Source organism: Nesterenkonia sp. PF2B19 (assembly GCF_001758425.2).
GTDB classification, from domain to species: Bacteria; Actinomycetota; Actinomycetes; order Actinomycetales; family Micrococcaceae; genus Nesterenkonia; species Nesterenkonia aethiopica.
Genome location: NZ_MDSS02000022.1, coordinates 1 through 25271 on the forward strand (window position 1 = coordinate 1; position 25271 = coordinate 25271).

Below are 25271 nucleotides of genomic sequence, written 5' to 3' on the forward strand. Positions count from 1 at the left end.
CAGCCACGCGACGGCGCGCCCCGGCGCCCCACGGCCGTGTCGACCTCATCGCGCACACCAAGGCACCCGGGCTCCCGTGCGGGCGTGACCGTCCTCTACGAGACCAGCAGACGACGACACTGAGCCACACCAGCCCAGCCACACCACCGAACTCCCCGCTGCCTGACCTGCTCAGCCGAGCACGTCGTCGCGCCGGTCCTCCACGCACGGGTCGGCCCCGGCGGACCTGCGAATCCTCACCGAGGCAGTTGGAGGAGACCAGCCGCACCACGTCCTCCAGCACCCGCGCCAGCACCATCAGCTCCGTCCTGGCTGCGGCCTTCCGATCAGACGAAGGCCGAGACCCCGGTGAGTGCCCGGCCCACGATCAGGGAGTTGATCCCGTAGGAGCCCTCATAGGTATAGATGGCCTCGGCGTCCCCCATGAGCTTGGCGACCTCGTAGTCGGTGGTGATGCCGTTCCCGCCCAGGGCCTCCCGCCCGAGGGCCGCGGACGCCCGGGCCAGGCGGGTCGCAGTTGCCTTCGCAGCAGCCGCGTGCACCATCTCCAGCTGTCCCTCCTGCTGGAGTGCGGTGATCTGCGTCATCAGCGCCTGTGTCGCCGTCAGGTTCCCCGAGATCTCGGCGATGGCCTGCTGGATGAGCTGGAATGAGGCCAGCGGGCGGCCGAACTGCTCGCGATCGGTCACATAGGTGCGCACCACGTCGAGCACCGCGTGCTGCAGACCGACCGCCTGCCAGCCGACCCAGGCCCGTGAGCTGCACAGCAGCACGTTGGTGTCCGCGAAGCTTCGGGCGCCGGGCAGCTTGGCCTCAGCCGGAACCCGCAGATCCTCCAGCACGACGTCGGCGTTGGGGATGCCGCGCAACCCCATCTTGTGGCGGATCATCTCCGCGTGGTACCCGGGAGTGTTCGTCTCCACGAGGAAGCACTTGATGGCGTCGTCGGCGACGTCACGGGCCCAGATGAGGGCGATGTCAGCGATGGTGGCCATCCCGATCCAGCGTTTGGTGCCGTTGATGACCCAGGAGTCGCCCTCCCGGCGAGCCGTGGTCGCCAGACCGCCGGCGATGTCCGAGCCGTGGTCCGGCTCGGTGAGACAGAAGGCGCCGAGCGCCTCAAAGCGGGATAGGCGCCCCAGCCAGGCCTCCTTCTGCTCCGCGGAGCCATAGGCGTGGATGAGACCCACGATGAGCTCGTTGTGGATGCCCAGCACTGCGGACATGGAGACGTCGGCCTGGGCGACGGCGGCGTGCGCCAGGCCCTTGAAGAGACGGGACGTGCCGTCGATCTCCAGACCGCCGAGCCCCAGGTCCGCCAGGGACGGCAGCGCCTCGGCCAGGAACCGCTCCTCGTTCCACGCTTCGAGGGAAGGCTTGCGGAGCCTCTCCTGCACGAAGGCCTCGATGTGACGGAGGCGCTCGTCCTCCTCAGCGGACAGGTGGCGCCTGGTCTTCAGCAGGTCGCCCTCGGGGTACTGGACAGCAACGGTCACCGTCACCAGCTCCTTCGCATGGTCGCCGGCTCCTGGAGCCGGCCATGATGAGCCGCGCCGGGGCCGGGATGGGGAGGCGCGCCCCCTCGGGAGGGACGCACCCCGGTCTCGGGTCCCGGGCGGTGCCGGATCTCGGCCTGGCCGCCTCGGGACCCTCAGTATATGGCCTGACCGGTGACGCGCATCACAGGACGTCAGGTCCTGTCGTAGGCTGGAGCTGTCAGCCCGGCGATCACGTCGGGTCCCGTGTCGACTGACGCCGCACGCAGCCAGTGGGAGGTTCTCCAGGACATGACCAGCCACAACGCCTCACTCGACTCCAGCGCCCTGACCAGCGCCGAGCGCGCCGCCGCGTTCCGCCAGGCCCGGGACCGCCTGGTGGCCTGCCAGCAGGACTACGACCGGGCCCGTGAGGAGTTCCGCTGGCCTCGGTTCTCCCACTTCAACTTCGGCCTGGACTGGTTCGACGTCGTCGCCTCCGGGGAGCGAGCCGACCAGGACGCCCTGGTGATCGCCGAGGCCGACGGCACCGTGCTGCGCCGCACCTTCGCCCAGCTGCGCGACGCATCGAACCGAGTGGCGAACTGGCTGACCGCTCAGGGCGTCCGACGCGGCGACCGGATGATCCTCATGCTGGGCAACCAGGTGGAACTCTGGGAGGTCATGCTCGCCGGCATCAAGCTGGGCGCCGTGCTGATCCCCACCACCACGCAGATGGGGCCCGCCGACCTCCAGGACCGGGTCAGCCGCGGACAGGCGCGCTGGGCCGTGGCCGGCCCCGCAGACCTGGCGAAATTCCAGGAGGTCGACGGCGACCTCACCCTCATCCACGTGCCGGGGGCGGGGGCGCCGCCGGACAGCGGGCGGACTGTGCTGGACTACGAGGACTCCCGGCACGCCTCCGCGACATTCACCCCCGTGCAGCCGACCCCGGCTGACGAGACCCTGCTGCTCTACTTCACCTCCGGGACCACCTCGCTGCCCAAGCTGGTGGAGCACACCCACACCTCCTACCCGGTGGGGCACCTGTCCACGCTGTACTGGATCGGCATGCAGCCGGGAGACGTCCACCTCAACGTCGCCGGACCTGGGTGGGCCAAACACGCCTGGTCCAACTTCTTCACCCCGTGGATCGCCGAGGCCACGATCTTCATCTACAACTACACCCGCTTCGACGCCGCCGAACTGATGGCCCAGATGGACGCCCACCGGGTGAGCAGCTTCTGCGCCCCGCCCACCGTCTGGCGGATGCTCATCCAGGCCGACCTCACCCTGCTGCAGCACCCGCCCCGGGTGACCGTCTCCGCCGGGGAGCCGCTCAACGCCGAGGTCATCGACCAGGTGGAGCGGGCCTGGGGCTGCACCATCCGAGACGGCTTCGGACAGACCGAATCCACGCTGCAGGTGGCCAACACTCCCGGCCAGCCGGTGACGCGCGGCTCGATGGGTCGGCCCCTTCCCGGCTTCGACGTGGTGCTGATCGATCCCCGCACCGGGGAGGAGGCCGAGGAGGGGGAGCTGTGCCTGCGCGCCGAGCAGTCCGGGACGCGCCGGCCCGTGGGACTCATGAAGGGCTACGCGGGAGACCCCGAACGCACGGCGGAGGTCTTCCGCGACGGCCTGTACCACACAGGAGACGTGGTCCGACGGGGTGAGGACGGGGTGCTGACCTACGTGGGCCGCAGCGACGACGTCTTCAAGTCCAGCGACTACCGGATCTCGCCCTTCGAGCTGGAGTCCGTGCTGGTGGAGCACCCCGCTGTAGCGGAGGCCGCCGTCGTGCCCGCCGCGGACGAGCTGCGGCTGGCGGTGCCCAAGGCCTACGTGGTCCTGGCGGCCGGCTGGGACTGGGATGAAGAGACGGCCACCTCGATCCTGGCGTCCTGCCGGGAGAAGCTGCCGCCGTTCAAGCGGATCCGGAGGATCGAGCGCATCGAGCTGCCGAAGACCATCTCCGGGAAGATCCGCCGGGTGGAGCTGCGGGCACTGGAGGAGAGCCGGGGCGGCGAGCGCGGCACCGAGGAGTTCCGCGACGCCGAGCTGCCGGCGCTCCGGACCTGAGGCGGAGCCGGGTCAGGCCTTGACCATCTGCCAGATCCCGACGGCGGCGACCCCGACGACACCTGCGCCGCCGACCCAGGTGAGCCAGAACAGCGGCATCCCCGGCATGGCCCCGACCATCCCCCAGCAGAGCACCGCCGCCGATGCGGCCAGGGCGATCAGCATCCTCTCCCCGAGTCGGTACATGTCCTGCACGTTCTCACTGGTCAACGGCTTCGGGAAGTTGAAGATCCGCGGGTGCCGGGAGAGCAGCGTCATGCCGAGCACGCAGAGCAGCCAGATCAGCACGGGGGCGAGGAACAGCTCCCAGGGTGATCCCATCCTGTTCACCGACCCGTCCATGGCGAAATGCACCGGCACCTGACCGGGCTCCTCCAGGGCACGCCAGCCGATGAGCAGCATCGGCACCGCACCGACCACCACGCTCGCCCAACGCAGGGTCCTCCACCCCGAGCCCAACTCATAGTCCGGCTCCGGACGGTCCTGCCATCCGCCATACACCTCCGGCTCCGGCGCCTGCGCCCGGCTCGTCTCAGCGTCCCCCACAGCCAGTCCTCTCTCCTGTCTTGCGCGTGATGTGCGTCCTCATCAGTCGAAGTCCCCGAGCCCGCCGTCGAGCAACCAGTGATGGCGCAGGGTCAGCGCCCGCTCCAGGGCCGCACCCACCGCCGCGACCGTCAGGGTGACGTTCGCCCAGCCGGGCAGGGTCACCGGGGAGATGAACACGCCCCAGGACTCCGGTACGACGTCCCAGCGGGACACCACCTCGGCCAGCTGCAGCCCGCCCACCACGAGCCCGACGACCAGGATCACGACGGCGGCCCAGCCCACCGCACGACTGGCCCGGGGGCGCCGACGGTCGAACTCTGCGCGCAGCCCCTCCATGGAGCGGGGGTCCGGCTCCAGCATGCGGGTGGGCCCTCCGTCGTCGGGCACGTAGTGCATGCGCTTCAGACCGTAGAGGCTGGCGGCGAACTCCACCACACCACCCGGCACGGAGAACGCGGCCGGGGAGGCGCCGACGCCTACCTGGCGGCCCTCACGGTACAGCGAGGCCTCGAACTCGGCGGAGAAATGGTCCACATCGACCTGGTAGTCCACCGTCGGCCGCGCCTCGTCAGGCCCACCGGCGGCCCCGTCGGAGACGGGAAGCTCCAGATGGAAGGCCGAGCGGTGCAGCACATGCCACCACTGCATCGGAACGAAGGCACGGCCGTCCCCCGGACGGACCTTCCGCTGCCGACGCCGCTTGCCCCATTCCTTCATGGGCTCCAGCCTGCCAGGCGTCGCGCCGCGCGAGGATCAGCCGGAAGGATGATTCGTCCTCACGGCCCACACGGCAACAGGCGATGACTACCGGTGCTGCCAGGTGGGCTTCCGCTTGTTCGCGAAGGCGTCCATACCTTCGGACTGGTCCTCCGTGGAGAACAGCGAGTGGAAGATTCGGCGCTCGAACTGCAGCCCACTGGCCAGCGGCATCTCAAAGGCCGCAGCCACCGCCTCCTTGGCCATCTGTGCGGCCGGCTTGGACTTGGAGGCGATCAGCTCGGCCACCGTCTTCGCCTCGGCGTCGAGCTCCCCGTCCGGGACCACCCGCGAGACGAGGCCGATCCGCTCGGCCTCCTCGGCGTCGATGTGGCGGCCGGTGAGCACCATGTCCATGGCCTTGGCCTTGCCCACGGAACGGGTGAGCCGCTGGGAGCCGCCCATCCCCGGGATGACGCCCAGGTTGATCTCCGGCTGGCCGAACTTCGCCCCGGTGCCCGCGATGATGATGTCGGCCATCATCGCCAGCTCACAGCCGCCGCCCAGCGCGTAGCCGGAGACGGCGGCGACGATCGGGGTCCGCACTCGAGCCAGGTCCTCCCAGCGGCGGAACCAGTCCGCCGCGTACATGTCGGCGAAGGACTGCTCGGACATCTCCTTGATGTCCGCCCCGGCGGCGAACGCCTTCTGCGAACCGGAGAGCAGGATCGCACCGATCTGCGGGTCGGCGTCGAAGGCCACGGTCGCAGCGACCACTTCCTCCATGGTCTCTGCGTTGAGCGCGTTCAGCGCGGCGGGCCGGTTCAGCTGGATCCTCCCGACCCGCTTGGCGGAGGAGACCTTGATGGTGGTGTACGTCTGTTCAGTCATGGGGCAGCTCCAGAATCTTGTGGGGCACCGGGGTGAAGAAATGGTCGAGCAGGTCGTCGTCGACGTCGGCCAGCCGGGCGGGGTTCCAGCGCGGGCTGCGGTCCTTGTCCACCAGCTGGGCACGGATCCCCTCCCGGAAGTCATGGGAGCGCAGCATATGCATCCCCACCGTGTACTCCTGGATGAGGCACCCGCCAGGGAGAGCTCCGCCGCCGTGGTGATGGCACGATGCGCGACCCTCACGGACAGCGGGGAACGCGCCCGCAGCGTGGACGCCGCCTCGGCGGCCTCCGGGATCTCCCCGGCCACACCGTCCAGCCGGGCGAGGATGATGTCCACATCATTGCCGGAGTAGACGTGGTTGATCCACTCGGCCGCGCCCAGGGCGGAGTCTCCCGGCTCCACGGCGAACTCCGGCAGCGCCTCATCCACTGGGCGACTGGTCAGCTCGCGGATCAGCGCTTCGATGGACCCCGAGTCGATCCGGGTGTCCGCCAGTCCGGCGAAGATCGCATCCGCGGCTCCCAGGTGGAGCCCCAGCATCCCCGCGTGCAGGCCGACCTTCCTCGGCGCATGACCCAGCAGGAAGGTACCGCCGACGTCGGGCGAGAACCCGATGGTGGTCTCCGGCATCCCGGCCCGGGTGCGTTCGGTGACGATCCGGTGGGAGCCGTGCGCGGAGATGCCCATGCCCCCGCCGAGCGCCAACCCGTCCATCAGCGCGATGTACGGCTTCGGGTACTGGGAGATCAGCAGGTTCATGCGGTACTCGACCGCCCAGAAGTCCTCGGTGGCGAAATGCGCCTGATAGGCGGGGGTGCCGTCAGGAAGCATCGGGCCGCCGTCGTGGTCCTGATGCTCCACCATGTCCCGGTAGACGCCGACGACGTCTCCGCCCGCGCAGAGCCCCCGCTCCCCCGCGCCCCGGACGAGCACCTGGGCGACGGCGTCGTCGGCAGCCCATTCCTCCAGCTGGATGAGCACGGACTCGCACATCCGCTGCGTCAGCGCGTTCATGGCCTTGGGCCGGTTCAACGTGATGATGCCGAGATGTCCTCGGACCTCGAATGCGACGTCGCCGGTGAAAGTCTCCCTGCCCATCACGCCTCCTTGCCGGTCCGCGGACCCGTCGGTCGATGAGAACCCAGAGCACAGGGAGTGACCTGGGTCTCACCACAATGTACCGGCCCACAGGGACGCGTTCAACGCGCCGACGACGGCACGGACGCGGCGCTGATCAGGAGGTTCCGGAACCCGGTCGGCTCAGTGCGCCACCGGACCCGCCGGCGCCGCGGAGGCTCGATCTGCCAGGGCCGGACCACCAGCAGGGCCACCGCGGTGGCCGCGGCCATGCCTCCAGCGATGACGACGGCCATCCCTGTCGCGCCTGCGGCGAGCACGCCCACCAGCGGGGCCGTCAGGGCGGCCACGCCGAACTGGACGGCGCCCAGCAGTGCGGCGGCGGTGCCCGCGGCCTCCCCATGACGGGAGAGCGCCAGCGCGGGCGCATTGGGCAGGGCGAGCCCGCAGGCGCCAGGACCAGCCACAGCGGGACGAGCAGGCCAGGCAGACCGCCGACGCCGTGGCGGCGAGCTGCAGCAGGACACGCCCGCGGCGGTGCCGGCGACCAGAGCGCCGGTCATCACCTGGGCGGGGGCGAAACGGCGGAGCAGCCGCACGTTGCACTGCGTGGCGATGATCAGGCCCACTGCGCCCAGGCCGAAGACGATCGCGTACTGCTGCTCGTCCAGCCCGTAGACCTGCTGGAAGACGAACGAGGACCCGGAGACGTAGCCGAACAGGGACGACATCGCCAACCCGGCCACGAGGATCAGACCCACGTACGGCCGGTCGCCCAGCAGCCGGCCGCAGTCCCGCAGCGTGCCGAGCGGGCCTCCGCGGCGCCGGTCCTCCGGCGCCAGCGTCTCCGGCAGCAGCATCGCGGCCACCACGGTGATCGCGACGCCGAGGATCGCCAGCACCACGAACACGCCCCGCCAGGACACCAGAGCCAGGACCAGCCCTCCGAGCGTGGGGGCCAGCACCGGGGCCGCACCCATGACCAGCATGAGACGGGAGAGGATCTTCGCGGCCGCCATGCCGACGAACAGATCCCGGACCACGGCCATCGCGACGACGGCGGCCGCGGCCGCCCCGAGGCCCTGCAGGACCCGCATGCCGCCGAGGGCGACCAGGTCCGGGGCGAGCGCGCAGCCGACGGAGGCCACCACGTGGACGGCCACCCCCACCAGCAGCGGACGACGACGGCCCACCGCGTCCGAGAGCGGGCCCACCAGCAGCTGTCCCAGACCCAGGCCGGCGAGCGTACCGGTCAGCGTCAGCTGCACGGCGGCCTCCGTGGTCATCAGGTCGTCGCGGATGGCCGGCAGGGCCGGCAGGTACATGTCCACGGTGAGCGGACCCAGCGCGATGAGCACGCCCAGCACCAGAATGAGCCGCAGCCGCTCCGCCGGGGTCAGCAGCTCCCCGGGCGTCAGCGCGGTCCGCTCCTGACAGTCAGGCACGGCTCAGGCGTTCCAGAGGCCGTAGGAGTCGGCCAGGGACGCGATCTTCTGGGCACGGGCCAGACGCGGCAGGTAGGAGCCGTCACCGATGGAGGCGCCCTTCTCATGCGCTTCGATCAGTTCGCGGGCCCAGTTGAGCTCATCCTCGGAGGGGCTGAGACCCTTGTTGACCAGGTCCACCTGCCCGCGGTTGAGCGAGAGCTTGCCGGTCATGCCCATCGAGGCGGTCACACCGCAGGCTTCGATGACAGCGGCCTCCTCCGCATCGGGCGGCGTCGGGCCGTCGATGGCGCCCGGCAGGCCGCCCACACGGGAGGCGATGACCAGACGCGACCGCGCATAGGCCAGCGCCATGGGGTCGGCGGAGACGCCGACGCCTTGCGGAAGTCATTGGTGCCGAAGGCCAGGCGGAAGGTGCCGGGAGCCGAGGCGATCTGTGTGGCGTTCTCCACGCCGAGGGCCGACTCCACCAGCGCGATCACCGGAGTTCCGGCCCGCAGACGCATGGCCGTGTAGGTGACCTGCTCCGGCCGCTCGGTCTCGGCAAGCATGACCCCGCGCAGCCCCTCGGCCTTGGAGAGCGCGGCGACGTCGTCCTCCCAGTGCGGAGACGAGGTGGGGCTGATGCGGACCCAGGCGGTCATCCCGCCGTTGAGCGCCTCCAGCACGGCGGCCCGGGCGGCGACCTTGCCGTCATCGGGCACCGAGGCCTCCAGGTCGAAGATCACCGAGTCCGCCTCGCTGGCGAGGCCGGGGGCGAAGTCCTCCTGCTTGGCCGCATTGATCAGCAGCCAGGAGCGGGAGAGCTTGGCAGGCAGAGCGGCGGCGCGTCGGTTGCGAATCGGCATGGGCCCAGCTATCGTCCCGCCGCCTGGTGGGCCGGGCTGACGCACCCGCCTCCCGCATGCTGAGAAGCACCGATGGGGGCACCCCCGGCGCTCCCGGGCTCCCCACCGACGCCGCCCATGCCTGCCACGATCGATGGTCGCTGTCCGCGGCGATCGACGACGGTTCGGCGGAACGTGGCGGGGATTGACACCGGCCGCCGTGCGGAGGAACATAGTGATGGGCCACGGTTCAACTTTGAACCGTCATGGAGACATCCCCCTCGTCTCCGGCCCGACAGAAAATCGATGTCCGAGTTTCCGTTCCCTCGGGCATCGTGTTCTGCCCCGTGAGAAGATCTGCTGGCCGGGTGCGCATCATCCCACCCCTGACAGCCGCCCGGTCCCTTCTCGCCCAGCGGGCGGGAGGCACCCCCGTTCTGGCCTCCCGCCCGCTCCCTCCACCTCGTGACACCTGCGGAGCTCCGCCGAATTCGCTGAACCGCGGAAGGGCTCGTATTCTGGCTCCCATGACTCTCCGCCGTTCCCTGCGCCTGTGCGGCGCGGCCGCAGCTGCTGCGCTGCTGCTGGCCGGCTGCGGCGGCGACGACGAGGACGCTCCCACGGAGCCGGACCAGGCCATCCCAGCACCCGAACATGAGGCCGATGACACGGTCCGCCTGCCCCTCGGGCTGGTGAGCCCCCAGGGCCACAGCGTCAACGCCCCGATCGACGAGGAGGGCGTGGTCCGGATCCGGGAGGACGTCGGGAGCGTGCAGCAGACCGAGGTCTACCGGACCGACACCTTCGGCTGCGAAGACACCGTGTCCGTGATCGCCTCCGTACCGATGGTCACCGAGGACCCGGCACGCAGCGCCGTGGAGTTCCTGCTGCAGGACCAGCACTACCACCACGGGGACCCCGCCTACCTGAATCCGCTGGCCATCTCCGAGGGACTGGAGCTCGACTCCGTGACCGTCGACGACGACGTCGTCACCGTGGATCTCACTGGGGAGCCCACGGTGCGCGGCGCCTGCGAGTCCTGGCAGATCCACTCCCAGCTGGAGGCCACCGCCCGCGCCGCCACCGGCGCCGAGGAGGCCGAGATCCTGCTCGACGGGGAGCCGTTCGCCCACGTGCTGGGCATCGAGGTGACGGAGGGTCCGCTGACCCTGCAGCGCGTCACCGACATCATCCGCTGACCCTGCCCGGGACGCCGACGTCGTCAGTCCACCAGGCGCCCTCAGTCCAGAAGCAGTCCGGGCTGTTCGAGGACCGCACCGACGTCGCTGATGAACCGTCCGGCGTGGTCGCCGTCGATGAGGCGGTGGTCGAAGGACCCGCCGATGGTCATCACGTCCCGGGGGACGATCTGCTCACCCACCACCCAGGGCTTGCGCCGCACGGCGCCGAGCAGGACGATCGAGGCCTGGCCCGGAGGCAGGATCGGGGTGCCGCCGTCCAGGCCCAGCGGGCCGACGTTGGTGATAGAGATCGTGCCGCCCTGCATGTCCGCCGGGGCAGTCTTCCCATCCCGGGCGTCCACCGTCAGCTGAGTGATGGCGGCCGCGAGGCCACGGGTGCTGTAGGTCTGCGCATCATGGATCACCGGCACCATCAGGCCCCGCGGGGTGGCCGCAGCGATCCCCAGATTCACATAGTTCTTCACCGAGTAGTGGCTGTCATGCCAGGTGGCGTTGACCTGCGGGTTGCGGCGGGCGGCCCAGATGATCGCCTTGGCCGCGAAGAGCAGCGGAGACACGCTCAGTCCCTCGTAGGAGGGGTCCTGCTTCAGCGCGGTCCGCAGCTCCATGGTGCGCGTGACGTCGATCTCCTTGAACACGCTGACATGCGGCACCTCGGAGGCGGAGGCGCTCACATTCGTCGCCGTCGCCTTCCGGATGCCGCGCACCGGAACCTTCTCCTCCCGGGGGCCCTCGCGGAGCAGGCCGGTGAACGGCGGCTCGGCCGGGGTCGCTGTCGCCGGGGCCTTCTCCCCGTTCTTCTGACGAGCGCGGCGCTCGACGTCGTCGCGGGTGATCTTGCCGTTGCCGCCGGAGCCGACCAGCTCCCAGACCGCCACACCCAGACGCTTGGCCAGCGCCCGGACCGGCGGGCTCGCCTTCGCCACGAGATCGCCGATGTCCGAGGCGCCCGCAGCGGGAGCCGGGACGACGTCGCCGGGGCGCCCGCCTGAAGGGTCCAGGTCCGGGAGTCCCAGATCCGAGACGTCCACCAGGTCAGGGGTGGTGTGCCCGCTGCGCGGACGGCGCCGGGCCGAGTCCGCCTTGGGCCCGGAGCCGATCAGCGAGTCCTCGCTCTGCGAAGAGGAGGCCGGGGTGGAGGTCGACGTCGCCTGTGCCGCAGAGCTCGTCGTCCCGGCAGACTCGTCGTCGACGGGGGCGGGGGCGGCCGCCGGTTCCGCCGACTGAGCCGCTGACGGCTCGGTCTCGGGGCTCGGGGAGCCCTCCACAGCGATGCGGATCAGCGGACTGCCGACCTCGATCGTCTCGCCCTCGTCCGCGACGAGCTCCTGGACCTGGCCGGCGTACGGGATGGGGAGCTCCACCAGCGATTTGGCGGTCTCGATCTCGACGACGATGTCGTTGACCTCGACCGTGTCCCCGACCCCCACACGCCAGGAGACGATCTCCGCCTCGGTGAGCCCCTCGCCGACGTCAGGCAGGTTGAAGGTGTCGACCATGCTCAGTCTCTCTCCGTTCGTTGTCGACGCCGGGATCAGCGGCGGGGATGGCTGAAGCTGCGGTCCACGGCCTCCAGCATGCGATCGATGTCCGGCAGGTAGCGGTGCTCCTGCTGCGACGGCGGGTACGGCATGTGGAAGCCGCCCACCCGAAGCACCGGGGCGACGAGTCGGTGGTGGGCCCGCTCGCTCACTCGGGCGGCGATCTCCGCGCCGAAGCCGCCGAAGGTGGGGGCCTCGTGGGCGACGATGAGCCGCTGCGTCTTCGCCGCCGATCGAGCGATGGTCTCGTCGTCGAGCGGGCTGATCGAGCGGACGTCGACGACCTCGATGCTGCGTCCGTCCTGGGCCGCCGCCTCCGCGGCCGCGAGAGCCACCGGCACAAGGGGCCCGTAGCAGGCGATCGTGGCGTCGGTGCCTTCGCGCACCACCTGGGCGGTGAAGGCGTCCTGGGCGGGGGTGGAGAAGTCCACCATGCCCTTGAGCCAGTATCGGCGCTTGGGCTCCAGGATGATGACCGGGTCCTCGCAGCGCACCGCCTGACGCGTCATCCAGTAGGCGTCATGCGCGTTCGACGGCGTGATGATGCGCAGACCCGCTGTGTGCGCGAAGAGCGCCTCCGGAGACTCGGAGTGATGCTCGATCGAGCCGATGGAGCCGCCGTAGGGCAGCCGGATCGTCACCGGCAGGTGCACCTTCCCCGCGGTGCGGGAGCTGATCTTGGCCAGCTGGGTGGTGATCTGGTTGAACGCCGGGAAGACGAAGCCGTCGAACTGGATCTCGGCGACCGGACGGTGCCCGCGCATCGCCAGACCGATGGAGGTGCCGACGATTCCTGACTCCGCCAGCGGAGAGTCGATGACCCGCCGGGGGCCGAACTCCTTCTGCAGCCCGTCGGTGACGCGGAAGACGCCGCCCAGGGCGCCGATGTCCTCCCCGATGAGCAGGGTGCGCGGGTCAGCGGCGAGCTCATCGTGCAGCGCCGCGGTGATCGCCTTGGCGAGGACGAGTTCCCGCGGAGGTGCGGGCGTCTCGACGCCGTCGTCGTGTCCGACCGCCTCCTGGGCGCTGCGTGCCGAAGAGGCCGTGGAGACGACGTCCGGTGAGGACGGTGTGGGGGCCGCGGGGCGCGTCCCGCGTGCACCTCGGCGGGAGCTGCGTGCCGAGGGCGCGTGGGACTCCGCCCGGCGTGCCTGGCCATGGTTCATCAGTGTCATCGGGCACCAGCCTCTCCGCCGGCCAGGGCGTCGTCATCGACGAAGCCGGCCTCGTACTCCTTCAACCACGCCTTGTCCGTCTCGACCTGCCGGTGCGGCTCGGCGTAGACGGCGTCCATGGCCTCCTCGAGCGGCAGCGGATCGATCTCCTGGACGGCCCGGCGTAGCTCGGCCGCGACCTCGGCGGCCTCCTGGTCCACCTCGGAGAAGTAGATGTCATCGGCGAGGTCCTCGGCCTCGAGCCAGCGACGGTACCGGTCCAGCGGGTCCTTGGCGCGCCAGGCCTCCACCTCGTCCGCGCTGCGGTACTTGGTGGGGTCGTCGGCCGTGGTGTGGGCGCCCATCCGGTAGGTGACCGATTCGATGAGCTTCGGTCCGCCGGCGCGCACCTGTCCCGCCATGTGGGCGGCCACCGCATAGCTGGCGAGCACATCGTTGCCGTCCACCTGGACCCCCTCGAAGCCGTACCCGGCGGCGCGAGCGGCCAGCGGGCTCCGAGACTGCGTGGAGGAGGGCACGGAGATCGCCCAATGGTTGTTCTGGATGAAATAGAGCACCGGCAGCTCGTAGGAGCTCGCGAAGACCATGGACTCGTGGACGTCTCCCTGGCTGCTGGCACCATCGCCGAGGCAGGCCAGGACGATCTCGTCCTCCGCCCGCCCGTCGGCGAGGTCCCCCGCTTCGAGCTCCCGCTGGATGCCCATCGCCCACCCGGCGGCGTGGAGGGTCTGGGCGCCGAGCACCACCATGTAGACGTTCATGGCGTGCTCACGGGGGTCCCAGCCGCTGTGCGCGGTGGCGCGGAAGAGCTGGATGATCTGGTCCGGGCGGATGCCGCGGTGGAGGGCCATGACGTGTTCCCGGTAGGTCGGGAAGATCATGTCCGTGGGCTTCAGCGCTGAGACGGTTCCGGCCTGGGCGGCCTCCTGTCCGAGGGCAGGCACCCAGAGGGCGAGCTGGCCCTGGCGCTGGAGCGAGGTCGCCTCAGCGTCCATGCGCCGCTCCGTGGCCATGAGTCGATACAGGTCGCGCAGATCCTGCTCTCCGAGCGCGGCGATGTACTCGCTGTACACGTCATGCTCGGTGTAGGTTCCGTCGGGCGCGAGCAGCTGGATGGGCTGCACGGCGTGCTCCTCTCCGGTGGCATCAAGGGTGGGCCACCGTTCATTCTGTCAGCTGCGGTCAGCTCGTCCGTGTGTAGGTCTTACACAACTGGATCAGCCGATCGTTGGCTTCGGTTTCGCCGATGCTGACTCGTACACCGTCGCCGTCGAAGGCCCGCACGGCGAGGGCCTGGAGCCCGGCCTCGTGGGCGAAGTCACCTGCGTGGTCCCGCAACGGCAGCCATATGAAGTTGCCCTGCGCGTCCGGCACGTTCCACCCCGCGTCGATGAGGGCGTCCCGGACTCTCTGTCGTTCTTGTACAAGATTCTGCACCCTGGAGTTCACCTCGTCCAGAGCTTCCAGCGATGCGATCGCTGCGACCTCACCCAGCGTGGAGACGCCGAACGGGACCGCGACCTTGCGCAGGTGCTGGGTCACCTCCGGTGAGGCGATGGAGTAGCCGACCCGCAGGGCCGCGAGACCGTGTGCTTTGGAGAAGGTCCGCAGCACCACGACCTGCGGGTGCTCGCGGTACAGCGCGAGCGTGTCCACGGGGTCCTCGATGCGCACGAACTCCAGGTAGGCCTCGTCGATGACGACGACGACGTCGCGGGGGACCTTCCCCAGGAAGTCCACGACCTCCTGATGCCGCAGCGCGGGCCCGGTCGGGTTGTTGGGTGTGCACAGCAGGATGACCCGGGTCCGGTCCGTGACCGCGGCGGCCATCGCCTCGAGATCGTGGCGACCGTCCTGCGTGACGGGCACCGGGACATCCTGGGCGCCTGCAGTGCGGACCACAATGGGGTAGGCCTCGAAGGAGCGCCAGGCGTAGATCACCTCGTCAGGAACGCCGTCGGGCCCTGTGCCGGCGAAGGCGCTGATCACCTGGGTCAGGGCGCCGAGGCTGCCCGTTCCGGTGACGATGTCCTCCACCGGCACGTCGAGGGTCTCGGCGAGCGCGGCACGCAGCTGCTCCGCACCGGGGTTCGGGTAGCGGTGGACGGTGTCCACCGAGGCGATGGCCCGTTCCACGGAGGGGACCGGGCCCAGCGGATTCTCGTTGGAGGAGAGCTTGTAGGGGGTGAGCCCCTCGGCGGGGCGAGGCGGCTTGCCTGCGGCATAGGTGGGCAGCAGGGACAGGGCAGGGCGCGGGGTGACCGTGCCCGCGACGCTGCGGGTCAGCCGGTCAGCCGTCCGGGCGGTGTCGTGGTCTGTGGTGCTCATGGGTCGCATGATCCTCTCAGGGTTCTCTCATCTCTGACATGAGATGATCGTCCTCGTGAGAATCCTACTGGCGATCGTGCTCAACGCCTGCGCCCTGGGCGCGGCGGCTCTGCTCCTCCCTGGGATCGGCGTCGAGGGCGCCGGTGACGACATCGGGATGGTCCTGCTGGCCTATCTCTTCGTCGGGGCTGTCTTCGGGGTCATCAACGCCGTGATCAAACCGGTCCTCTCCCTCCTGGCCCTGCCGATCACCTGCCTGACGCTGGGCCTGTTCGCCGTGGTGATCAATGCCGCGATGCTGATGCTCACCGGCTGGGTCACCTCCTTCTTCCCCGTACAGTTCGTCGTCGGGTCGTTCTTCTGGGATGCGATCCTCGGGGCCATCATCGTCTCCCTGGTCTCCGCGATCCTAGGCCGGTTCCTGGTGGATCCGGCGGCACGCGCGGCCTGAGCACCGGGCCGCCGGGATGGGGGCTCACCGCTCCGGCGGGCCGATGACGGCCGGGGTGAGCGGCTGCGGTAGGGACGGTTCGCCGTCGTCGGCGCCCGGCGCGGACCGGACCGTGGGGTGGTCGGGATGATCACGCCGGGGGTGAGCGGCTGCGCGCGGTCACGGTGGCCGCGGACCGGTTCCTGGGGATTCGCGGCGGCTTCCGCCTGGCTCCGCACCGCCGAGGCGTCGGATCCGACGGCGCCGCCGAGCGACTCCTCCCCAATAGCACCTCCGGGCTCCCCAGCCAGGCCCTGACCGTCCTCCTCACCGGCAGATCCCAGTGCGCCGGCGTCGAGGGTGCCGGAGTCGAGGGTGCCGGCGCCCCGTGTCCTCTCGGAGGGAGAAGGTGGTGCGGTGTCCTCGAGGTCCGGCGTTCCTGGCGTCTCGGGATCCTCCACCGGTGTCACCGGGCCGAACGCGTCTCCGATCCCCAAGACGTCCAACCGCTCGATGGACTCCCAGACGCCGGTCGTCAGTCCCGTGGCTTCCCAGAACTCCGGGTCGAACAGGTCCGGGTCCTGGCTGTCCGGGTTCTCCTCCCATCCCGTCCGGAAGACGTGCGTCTCCGCCTGGCCCTGGTACAGCGTGGAGAAGTCTCGCAGCAGCGCATCCCCGCCCTCACCGAGGTGCTCCTCCGGGTTGGTCTCTAGCTCCTCGACGATGTCGAGGTAATACTGGTAGCTGTGGGCATCGCCGAACAGCGAGGGGTCCTCGGGCCGGGCGTCCTCGTCGTGATGGGCGACCTCGATGACCTGTCGGTTCACCCCGGTTCCTTGGTGCTCGCCGAGGAGGTGCGGCACAGGATCGCGACGGTCCTGGATATGCGTGGTCGAGGTCTGCGTCCCTGGCGGGAAGCCGCCGTGTCGGCCCGGGGCTCCGATGCTCGTCGCGGCGACCAGGTCATACTTCTCCCCCAGCCTGCCGTTCCGGACCAGATTGGTCACCCCGATCCCGCCGAGACTGTAGCCGGACAGAGCGATCTGGTCTCCTTCCTGCGCCCCCAGGCTCTCCAATGCCTCATCGACCACATCGGCGAGCTGCTCGGCGTCGTTGAACGCCGAGTCGACCAGACCCAGGTACCCCCTGCCGTCCTGCCGGTTGAGGTCGGTGATGTCCATATCCAGTCCCGGCAGATGCACCATGTACGTGGTCTCGCCCGAGTCTCCGGCGACGGTCGTCACCGCGAGGTCCCCCTCCTCCGAAACCTGGCCCATCTGCTGGTACCACGCGTGCAGCGTTCCGTCGCCGTGGTGGAAGGACGTTCCCGTCTGATCACCCAGCCTCAAATCATGTCTCGTCATCTCATACGCGGCCAGCGCGTTCTCCTCCTGGAGCTTCGCGATCGCCAGGAACCCGAACCCGGCACCGTCCTCGAACCGATCGCGCCCGCTGGGCCTGCCGCCCCCGAGGCCTGATCGCCCACGCGTGAAGTACGCCGCCACCAGCCGAAGCGCCTCCTGCCCGCCGAGCACACCGAGGCTGCGGGCCCAGTCGCCGGCCAACCTCCCGTCCCCCTGACCGGCCTGATCGATGACGTAGGAGGTCTCCGAGATGAGCTCGCTGATCTGCAGCCATCGGCGGATCATCGACTCGCCCTCGCGGTACTTGTCGTGGGAGTACTCGATCGCCGACACACACTTCTCCACCAGACCGCTGATCCAGATGATCCGCATGCTGAGACTCGCACTCCGGGCCACCAGCAGCGGCGCCCGCCAGTGGGGGATCTGAGGACGTGGCACCACCAGCAGCGTGTTGTTCGCGGCGACGTCGTCCAGCTGCCTCCCCGCGAGCTCCTGAGCCGCCCCGACGTGGGACGAGGCCGCGAGGAGCGTCTCCCAGGCGACGTCGATCGTCGTGTCCCCGCCAGAGACCCTGACGGTGAACGGACCGTGATCGGCGGTGTGCGGGCGCACGGGCACCGGCACGGGGAACTGAGGGGCAGGAAGATCCATGGTCATCTCCTGACAGTGTGTCGTCGACGGGGTGGTGGATGGGGCGGTTGATGGAGTGGCCGTCAGGTGGCGTTCGGCTCGACAGGCGGTCGCAGGACCTCTGCGATCACGTCGCCGAGCCCAGGCGGAACTCCCCCGTAGTCGTCGAGGAAGCTCCCCAGGGACATGACGTCGTCCACTGCCGCGCGCGCTCGTCGCAGCAGGACCTCGCCGGAGATCCCCACGATGTCCAGCCCGGCCACCGCGTCGAGGATCGCGGCCAGATGGCGCGCGACCTGCGCTCCCTCCCGCATGACCCCCGCGAGGATCGACGCCTCGGACGCCAAGTCCTCAGCTTCCTCGCTGACCCCCGCGCTGTCGGCCATCAGCAGGTCGATCAACCCGCGGAAGGCGTCCCCGGCCAACGATTCCCACCGCACCGCGTCCTGGGCGAGGACGAGCTGCGTCCGCTGCTGAGGGCCCAGACCCGCTGCGCGCCGGTACCGGGCGGCCATCTCGTCATAGACCGTGGCGACCTGGTCCAAGTGGGCAGCTGCGGCACTGTACACGGGAACTCCTCGGGGCTCGGCCGCTCGACGGCGGCTGGCTGAACAGGGACGACGCCGTCGACGCTAGGCGGCGCACCGCTCACTGCGCCGCCCGGGGCGGCGGTCTGTGGACAGCCCGGGCATGTCGCCGCCGTCGTCCGGCCCCTGTGGAGGAGCCCGCCTGTGACGGGCCTGCACCTGCGCCCCTCGGCCGTGGAAGAATGTCGGGCATGGCCAACTCTGTCTCCTCCCCTGCCGTGTCCACGCCGTCCTCCGCCGACCAGGACCGCGTCAGCCTCGCCGCCGCCGAGCCGCAGATCGCCCTGGGTGCGCTGGACGGTCGGTACCGCCCCGCCGTCGCGCCGCTGATCGACCACCTCTCCGAGGCCGCGTTGAACCGCAACCGCATCCACGTGGAGGTCGAATGGTTCATCCACCTCTGCACCGAGCAGGCGCTGCCGGGCCTGCCCATCCTGACGGAGGAACAGATCGCCGGGCTCCGCGGCATCGTGACCGGATTCGGGCCGGACCAGGTCGCCGAGCTGGCCGCCATCGAGGCCGAGACGGTCCATGACGTGAAGGCGGTGGAGTACTTCATCGCCCGTCGCCTCGACGGACTCGGACTCGGTGAGCTGACCCCGCTGGTGCATTTCGCCTGCACCAGTGAGGACATCAACAACCTCAGCTACGCGGTGGGCATCCGTGACGCCGTCGAGCAGGTGTGGCTTCCTGCGGCCCGCACGGCGCTGGACGGTCTGGGCGCCCTGGCCGCAGAGGCCGCCGAGGTGCCGATGCTCTCCCGTACCCACGGCCAGCCAGCGACTCCCAGCACCCTCGGCAAGGAGATCGCCGTCTTCGTCCACCGCCTGGCCCGCCAGGTGCGTCGTGTCGAAGCTCAGGAGTACCTGGGGAAGATCAACGGCGCCACGGGCACCTACGCCGCCCACCTGGCGGCCGCACCGGAGCTGGACTGGCCGGCGCTGGCACAGCGGTTCGTGGAGAAGCTCGGACTGACGTTCAACCCGCTGACCACCCAGATCGAGTCTCATGACTGGCAGGCGGAGCTCTACGCGGACATCGCCCGCTTCAATCGGATCCTGCACGGGCTGTGCGTAGACATCTGGTCCTACATCTCCATCGGCTTCTTCCGTCAGATCCCCGTGGCCGGGGCCACCGGGTCTTCGACGATGCCGCACAAGGTCAACCCGATCCGCTTCGAGAACGCCGAGGCCAATCTGGAGATCTCCAACGCCCTGCTCGACTCCCTCGGCTCCACGCTCGTGGCGTCCCGATGGCAGCGCGACCTCACCGACTCCTCGGGCCAGCGCAACATCGGCACCGGCATCGGCCACTCGGTGCTGGCGCTGAGCAACGTCACCAAGGGCCTGAAGCAGCTCGACGTCGCCGCCGAGGTCATCGCCGCCGACCTGGACGCCAACTGGGAGGTCCTGGGAGAGGCGATCCAGACCGTCATGCGCGCAGAAGCCATCGCGGGCACCTCCGGCATGGAGAACCCCTACGAACGGCTCAAGGAGCTGACCCGCGGCCGCCGCGTGGACGCCGAGAAGCTCCAGGAGTTCGTCGCCGGACTCGGGCTGAGCCCCGCCGCCGAGGACCGGCTGAAGAGCCTCACCCCGGCCCGGTACACCGGCCTCGCGACGCGGCTGGCCCGGGAGTTCGCCGGCACCGAGTGACCGGCACCGAGCGAGCAGCGCAGACACGGTGAAGGGGGCCGCTTCGGCGGCCCCCTTCGTCGTTCACGGCCGCATGGGCCGCACAGCCTGTCAGCGCCTCAGACGGTCAGCGCCTTCATCGTGTCACCTTGCGCGGGAACACGACCGCGGTGAGCCACACCGCGAGGATCACGAAGCCGAGGCACCAGAGCGGGCCGCCCCACCAGGTCGAGGGAACCTCCGTCCCGGTGATCAGCGCGCGGGCGGCATCGATGATGGGTGTCATCGGCTGGTGCTGTGCGAAGCCCTGCAGCCATCCGGGCATCGTCTCCACGGGCGCGAAGCCGCTGGAGACATAGGGCAGGAACAGCAGGATGAACCCGTAGCCGTTGGCCGACTCCGCCGAACCGGAGATCAGCCCCAGCAGGGCGAAGACGCAGGTGATGGCCAGGATCCAGAGGGCGATGAGCCCCACTGCTCCCAGCAGCTGGGGCAGGCCCGCATCCGTGCGGAAGCCGACGGCGAAGGCCACCCCGAGCACCACGGCTGTGGCCAGCAGGTTGCGCACCATGGAGGCCACCGTGTGGCCCAGCAGCACCGTGACCGCCGGGAAGGGCATGGTCCGCAGCCGGTCCATGAAGCCGGTGGTGACGTCGTTGCTGACGACGACGGCGGTGTGGGAGGCGCCGAATCCGGCGGCGGTCAGCGCGATGGCCGGCAGCACGAAGGCCAGGTAGTCGGCCCGGCTGCCGTCCCCGATCGCCATGGCCTCCCCCATGACGAAGGTGAAGATCAGCATGAGCATGACCGGCAGCAGCACGGCCATCAGCACGGACTCCACGTCCCGGAAGGAATGACGGAGACTGCGCAGAGAGAACTGCGTCAGGCCTGTCAGCAGCCCGGCTCCGGGCGCCCCAGGGGGAACCCGAGTCGGTGTCTGCGGCATCTCGGCGCCCTCGGCGCCCTGGTGTTGACGGGCGGGCCGGACGGCGGCGAGCTCGTCGGTGCTCGTACTGGTCATGACAGGGCCTCCTCGGTGATCTGATCGGTGGGCGGGGCGCCGGTGAGCTGGAGGAAGACCTCGTCCAGGCTGGGGCGACGCACCGTGACACGCATGCCCGGGCGGGACTCAGCGATGCCGTGCAGCACCCGCGCGACGTCGTCGACCTCTCCCCCGGTGGGGATCTCCTCACAGACGTGCCCGGCGTCGTCGCGCAGTTCGATGGTGGAGCCGCCCACCTGCGCCTTGAGCTCCTCGGCAGTGCCCCTGGCGATGATCCGACCGCCGTGGAGCACCAGGACCTGATCGGCCAGGACGTCGGCCTCCTCGAGGTACTGGGTGGTCAGGAACACGGAGGTGCCCTGGTCGGCGAGGGCCTGGATCTCATCCCAGAGCGCCTGACGGCTCCGTGTGTCGAGCCCGGTGGTGGGCTCGTCCAGGAACAGCAGCCGCGGCTCGGGGATCAGCCCGACGGCGATGTCCAGCTTTCTGCGCATGCCTCCCGAGTACGTGCCGGCCCGGCGGCGGGCGTGCTCGGTGAGGCCGAACCTCGCCAGCAGCGTCTCGGACCGCTCGCGGGCTCGGGACCGGGACAGTCCGAACAGGCGGCCCATGAGCTGCATGTTCTCCTCCCCGGAGAGGGACTCGTCGACCGCGGCATGCTGACCGGTCAGGGAGATCAGCCGCTGCAGTCGCCGCCGATCGGCCCAGGGATCCAGTCCGAGCACCCGCACCTCGCCTGAGTCCCGGGGGATCAGGGTGGACAGGATCGAGACGAACGTGGTCTTGCCGGCGCCGTTGGGACCCAGCAAGGCGTGGACGCCCGGGGGCAGTGACAGGGTGAGGTCGTCCAGGACTCGATGGCGTCCGTGGCTCTTCCTCAGCCCGGTGACATGGATGAGCGGAGGGGCGTCCTCCGGCGCGGCCGCGCCGCGACTGTCTGTGTACGTCATACATAGAGTATGACATACACAGTGTAGTTCGTACACAGTCAATGTCAGGTGGTACTCGTCCAGGTGAGAGAATGCACGTCATGGTCGACACCACTGAGACAGGCCTCCCCCGCGCGGTCGCCGTCGCCTGGGGCATGCAGGAGACGCCGCAGCGCGGCCCGAGCCGCGGCCTGAGCCATGAGCGGATCGTGGCCGCTGCGGTCCGCATCGCCGACGAGGAGGGCCTGGCCGCCGTCACGATGCAGGCCGTGGCGAAGTCCTTGGGATTCACCACGATGTCGCTGTACCGCTATGTCTCCGGCAAGGAGGAGATGCTGCAGCTCATGGGTGATGCGGCCGCGCGGCTCTCTGAGAAGGTCACGCTCGATCCCGACTGGCGCCAGGCGCTCCGACAATGGGCCGCGCTGATCCGCGAGGCCTGGCGGGCCCACCCCTGGCTCCGCGAGATCCCCCGGGGACAGGTCTCGGTGCTGATGCCCAACCAGATGCGCCTCGCCGACCTCGGGCTCCAGGCTCTGGAGTCCCTGCCCCTGACCAGGGACGACAAGATCGGCGTCATTCTCGTGGTCTCCCAGCACGTGGCCTCGATGACCGAGCTGGAGCTCGCCCTGGCGCAGGAGGGCCAGCTGACCGTCACCGAGGAGGGCGCCGCGATGCTCAAGGAGGTCATCACCGAAGAGCGCTACCCCCACGTGGCTCCGCTCTATCAGGCCGGCGACTACTCGCCGGGGTCCACCGCCTCACCCCCAGCCACTGACGAACCCCCGGTGGAGAACGTCGAGGCGGAGTACGACCTCGGTCTGGACCTGATCATCGCGGGCCTGGAGTCCCGCGCCGGCGGCGCTGCGGAGACGGCGACTCGACACTGACCAGCGCGGGTCACCCCACCGCCAGGACCACAGCTCCCAGGCTCGGCAGCCCGAGGACCAGATGGGCCCGCTGCCACAGACCGGCATCCCCTGCGTCCTGCTCCCATCGCTCCCCGAATCGCACGGCCAGCCACCCCGTGGCCAGGCCCGCGACGACGGCGGCGACCCGCACCGCCGTGTCCAGGCCAGGGACCACGACCACCCCGATCATCACGACCGGAAGCCCGAGGAACACCACGGAGCCCGCCTGGTCGTGCCGCCGGTGCCGCCGGGACAGCACCTCGGGGTCGCCCGCGGGACTGCCCGGCGGATATCCCCGCATGGGGTCCATGCGGAACAGCCCAGAGGCCACCACGGCGAGGCCCAGGACCGCGACGCCGCCTGCCCAGATCAGGTCTGCCCAGGGGACGTCTGACCCAGAGACGCCGCTGAAGGCCTGTCGGATGAGCACGGAGGCCCCGAGGATGAGCGCGCTGCCGAGCTGGAGGAAGTTGGCAGTCTGGACCCAGCCGCGAGAGCTCAGGGCGAGGGCGCTGACGGGTTGGCGGCGAGGATCGTAGCCGGGCCGTGTGGCCCCGTCGATCAGGAAGACCGCGATGAACAGGACAGCGCCGAACAGCGGCGCTCCCAGCAACAGACTCGACATGCTCACAGCACCCTCTCCGACGGGCCGAGCTACGGATGCCTCAGCTTAGGGGGCGGATCCCTTGCGAGGCACGTGCCGATGGTCACGAACGTCGTGACGCGCGGGATCTCGAACCCCGGGCGAGCGGCCCTTCCCCTCGCGTGCGAACCGGAGCACGATGACAGGCACAGGCCCCTCCGCGGCCGGCGGGAACCCGACCGAGTCTCTCGGCATCCGCCGTCGCGGTACGGACCCACACCACCTGTGACTCGAGGCCCGAGCGGCCCCGACCCTGCGAGGAAGGCTCCATCATGGCTGTCGCGCTGACCCCCTACCTGCAGCTCCCCGGCACCGCCCGCGAGGCGCTCGAGACCTACCATGCCGTGTTCGGCGGAGAGCTGGGCATGCTCACCTACGGCGAAGGCATGGGGGTCGACGACCAGAACAAGGACAGCATCATGCACGGTTCGCTCTTCGTGGACCGCGGCCTGCACGTGATGGCCTCCGACCTGCCGCCCGGGATGGAGAGCAACGGGCTGGGCACCATCGCGCTCAGCGTCAACGAGCCCGACGCCTCGGAGAACACGAAGCTCGAACGCTGGTGGAACGACCTGAGCGAGCACTCCGAGGTCCTCATGCCGCTGGAACGCGCACCCTGGGGTGACCGGTTCGGCATGCTGAAGGACCGGTTCGGGGTCACCTGGATGTTCAACACCGCCGAGACCGCCTCGCAAGGCTGATCAGCCCCAGACCGGCCTCTGCTATCCTCATGCCCATGGGTTCCTTCAACGCCATCTACATCATCGCCGTGGCCCGTCCCCGCACGGGCTCAGCGGCGATGAGCAGCTGAACCTCGAGGCGTGGTCGCGGCACGTCCGCGCTCGGCGCTGATCTAGGCGTCCCTCGAGCTCCGTCTCTTCCCGTAGTCCACCGCTGGCCTCTGCCTGCCTGCGCGCCCGCGCGCCGTCGGCAGCCCTGCCCTGGTGACCCGGACGAGTCCCTGATGCTCTCCCGCCGCCGCAGCTGACCACCACGCTGCGCGGCGCCTCGTGCTGCCCAGCGTGATCCCTGCGCGATCTGGAGATCACTTGTGCACACCTATGCCCACAGCCGTCACGAACACGGCCAGAACTTCCTCATCGACCCCCGCGCCATCCGGACCGTGGTGGCGCTCGTCGCCCGCACCGAGGGCCCGATCCTGGAGATCGGCCCCGGAGACGGCGCCCTGACCCTGCCGTTGCAGACGCTGAGACGCCCCCTCACCGCAGTGGAGATCGACACCCGCGCGGCCCGGCGTCTGGACCAGCGCACCGGCCGACGCACCCGGGTGGTCGAAGGGGACTTCCTCACCCACCGTCTCCCCCGGGAGCCCCACGTGGTGGTCGGCAACCTCCCCTTTCACCTGACGACGGCGATCCTGCGGCGGCTGCTCTATGCCCCCGGCTGGACCGATGCCGTGCTGATGACCCAATGGGAGGTCGCCCGCCGACGTGCCGGCGTCGGGGGATCCACCATGATGACCGCCCAATGGGCCCCGTACTACGCATTCAGGTTGGAGGGACGGATCCCCGCGTCGGCGTATCGACCCCGCCCTGCCGTGGACGGCGGACTGCTGACCATCGCACGGCGGGAGCGCCCTCTGGTCCCCCACACGGACCGGAGAGCGTATGCGGCCTTCGTCCACCGGGCGTTCACCGGACCGGGCCGCGGCATGGGGCAGATCCTGCAGCACGGCCTCGGACTGTCACGCCGCGAGGTGGGCCCGCTGTTGGGCGCTGCGGGGGTGCGTCGCGATGCTGCCCCCGGCCGTCTGACTGCTGAGCAGTGGGCCGCCCTCTGGCGGCGGGCCCCCTGACTCGGTCAGCGCAGGGTTCAGTCGGTCGACCCT

General features: G+C 70.0%; 20 protein-coding genes and 2 pseudogenes. 7 read left to right on the forward strand and 15 right to left on the reverse strand.

The features are described from left to right. Positions 1 to 326: 326 nt before the first annotated feature. The gene (locus tag BCY76_RS08290) at positions 327 to 1496 is read right to left on the reverse strand and encodes an acyl-CoA dehydrogenase family protein (protein WP_070158818.1); all 1170 of its coding nucleotides are present in this window, start codon (positions 1494 to 1496) and stop codon (positions 327 to 329) included. A 291-nt stretch (positions 1497 to 1787) separates the two neighbouring features. On the opposite strand from BCY76_RS08290, the gene BCY76_RS08295 reads away from it, so the two are divergent. After that, the gene (locus BCY76_RS08295) at positions 1788 to 3557 is read left to right on the forward strand and encodes an AMP-binding protein (RefSeq protein WP_083277286.1); all 1770 of its coding nucleotides are present in this window, start codon (positions 1788 to 1790) and stop codon (positions 3555 to 3557) included. A gap of 12 nt (positions 3558 to 3569) precedes the next feature. On the opposite strand, the gene BCY76_RS08300 is transcribed toward BCY76_RS08295, so the two are convergent. The 6 genes and pseudogenes from BCY76_RS08300 to BCY76_RS08325 form a co-directional block, all read right to left on the reverse strand. Further along, positions 3570 to 4103, reverse strand: coding sequence for a DUF1648 domain-containing protein (locus tag BCY76_RS08300; protein WP_070158815.1), 534 nt, complete (start codon positions 4101 to 4103; stop codon positions 3570 to 3572). 42 nt (positions 4104 to 4145) lie between these two features. Then, complete coding sequence (locus BCY76_RS08305) at positions 4146 to 4823, reverse strand: hypothetical protein (protein WP_070158816.1); 678 nt, start codon at positions 4821 to 4823, stop codon at positions 4146 to 4148. Positions 4824 to 4910: 87 nt separating this feature from the next. Further along, the gene (locus BCY76_RS08310; protein ID WP_070158820.1) at positions 4911 to 5693 is read right to left on the reverse strand and encodes an enoyl-CoA hydratase; all 783 of its coding nucleotides are present in this window, start codon (positions 5691 to 5693) and stop codon (positions 4911 to 4913) included. A 210-nt stretch (positions 5694 to 5903) separates the two neighbouring features. Further along, a pseudogene (locus BCY76_RS08315) lies at positions 5904 to 6794 on the reverse strand (3-hydroxyisobutyryl-CoA hydrolase); the annotation flags it as partial. A gap of 101 nt (positions 6795 to 6895) precedes the next feature. Further along, the gene (locus tag BCY76_RS08320) at positions 6896 to 8218 is read right to left on the reverse strand and encodes a multidrug effflux MFS transporter (protein WP_085437515.1); all 1323 of its coding nucleotides are present in this window, start codon (positions 8216 to 8218) and stop codon (positions 6896 to 6898) included. A gap of 3 nt (positions 8219 to 8221) precedes the next feature. Continuing rightward, positions 8222 to 9066: pseudogene (locus BCY76_RS08325) on the reverse strand (HpcH/HpaI aldolase/citrate lyase family protein). Positions 9067 to 9572: 506 nt separating this feature from the next. On the opposite strand from BCY76_RS08325, the gene BCY76_RS08330 reads away from it, so the two are divergent. Then, the gene (locus tag BCY76_RS08330; RefSeq protein ID WP_070160357.1) at positions 9573 to 10244 is read left to right on the forward strand and encodes a GerMN domain-containing protein; all 672 of its coding nucleotides are present in this window, start codon (positions 9573 to 9575) and stop codon (positions 10242 to 10244) included. A 41-nt stretch (positions 10245 to 10285) separates the two neighbouring features. On the opposite strand, the gene BCY76_RS08335 is transcribed toward BCY76_RS08330, so the two are convergent. The 4 genes from BCY76_RS08335 to BCY76_RS08350 are packed head-to-tail and all read right to left on the reverse strand — an operon-like array spanning position 10286 to position 15291. Beyond that, a complete protein-coding gene (locus BCY76_RS08335; RefSeq protein WP_070160355.1) occupies positions 10286 to 11746 on the reverse strand; it encodes a dihydrolipoamide acetyltransferase family protein in 1461 nt (486 codons plus the stop codon). 35 nt (positions 11747 to 11781) lie between these two features. Next, positions 11782 to 12963, reverse strand: coding sequence for an alpha-ketoacid dehydrogenase subunit beta (locus BCY76_RS08340; protein WP_237090049.1), 1182 nt, complete (start codon positions 12961 to 12963; stop codon positions 11782 to 11784). Further along, complete coding sequence (locus tag BCY76_RS08345; protein ID WP_070160353.1) at positions 12960 to 14087, reverse strand: thiamine pyrophosphate-dependent enzyme; 1128 nt, start codon at positions 14085 to 14087, stop codon at positions 12960 to 12962. The genes BCY76_RS08340 and BCY76_RS08345 overlap by 4 nt, the downstream gene beginning before the upstream one ends. Positions 14088 to 14145: 58 nt before the next feature. Further along, entirely contained in the window at positions 14146 to 15291 is a 1146-nt protein-coding gene (locus BCY76_RS08350) for a histidinol-phosphate transaminase (RefSeq protein ID WP_083277519.1), read from the reverse strand. Between the two features lie 43 nt (positions 15292 to 15334). Between BCY76_RS08350 and BCY76_RS08355 the strand changes: the two genes are divergently transcribed. Continuing rightward, positions 15335 to 15742, forward strand: coding sequence for a phage holin family protein (locus tag BCY76_RS08355; RefSeq protein WP_070160351.1), 408 nt, complete (start codon positions 15335 to 15337; stop codon positions 15740 to 15742). 2056 nt (positions 15743 to 17798) lie between these two features. Here BCY76_RS08355 and BCY76_RS08370 read toward each other — a convergent pair. Next, complete coding sequence (locus tag BCY76_RS08370) at positions 17799 to 18284, reverse strand: hypothetical protein (RefSeq protein ID WP_070160347.1); 486 nt, start codon at positions 18282 to 18284, stop codon at positions 17799 to 17801. A 209-nt stretch (positions 18285 to 18493) separates the two neighbouring features. Here BCY76_RS08370 and purB point away from each other — a divergent pair, with 209 nt between their 5' ends. Then, entirely contained in the window at positions 18494 to 19957 is a 1464-nt protein-coding gene (purB, locus tag BCY76_RS08375) for an adenylosuccinate lyase (RefSeq protein WP_070160365.1), read from the forward strand. Between the two features lie 115 nt (positions 19958 to 20072). Here purB and BCY76_RS08380 read toward each other — a convergent pair whose 3' ends face one another. Both BCY76_RS08380 and BCY76_RS08385 read right to left on the reverse strand, forming a co-directional pair. Further along, complete coding sequence (locus tag BCY76_RS08380) at positions 20073 to 20957, reverse strand: ABC transporter permease (RefSeq protein WP_083277518.1); 885 nt, start codon at positions 20955 to 20957, stop codon at positions 20073 to 20075. After that, complete coding sequence (locus BCY76_RS08385; protein WP_070160345.1) at positions 20954 to 21889, reverse strand: ABC transporter ATP-binding protein; 936 nt, start codon at positions 21887 to 21889, stop codon at positions 20954 to 20956. Before BCY76_RS08385 ends, BCY76_RS08380 begins: the two co-directional genes overlap by 4 nt. A gap of 80 nt (positions 21890 to 21969) precedes the next feature. On the opposite strand from BCY76_RS08385, the gene BCY76_RS08390 reads away from it, so the two are divergent. After that, positions 21970 to 22758 (forward strand): TetR/AcrR family transcriptional regulator, encoded by a 789-nt coding sequence (locus BCY76_RS08390; protein WP_170922632.1) that lies wholly within the window; start codon positions 21970 to 21972, stop codon positions 22756 to 22758. A gap of 10 nt (positions 22759 to 22768) precedes the next feature. Here the strand turns inward: BCY76_RS08390 and BCY76_RS08395 are convergent, their stop codons facing one another. Next, complete coding sequence (locus BCY76_RS08395; RefSeq protein ID WP_070160361.1) at positions 22769 to 23404, reverse strand: DUF998 domain-containing protein; 636 nt, start codon at positions 23402 to 23404, stop codon at positions 22769 to 22771. 290 nt (positions 23405 to 23694) lie between these two features. On the opposite strand from BCY76_RS08395, the gene BCY76_RS08400 reads away from it, so the two are divergent. Continuing rightward, positions 23695 to 24123 (forward strand): VOC family protein, encoded by a 429-nt coding sequence (locus BCY76_RS08400; protein WP_070160340.1) that lies wholly within the window; start codon positions 23695 to 23697, stop codon positions 24121 to 24123. A gap of 350 nt (positions 24124 to 24473) precedes the next feature. After that, complete coding sequence (gene erm / locus BCY76_RS08405; RefSeq protein WP_085437521.1) at positions 24474 to 25238, forward strand: 23S ribosomal RNA methyltransferase Erm; 765 nt, start codon at positions 24474 to 24476, stop codon at positions 25236 to 25238. Positions 25239 to 25271: the final 33 nt, after the last annotated feature.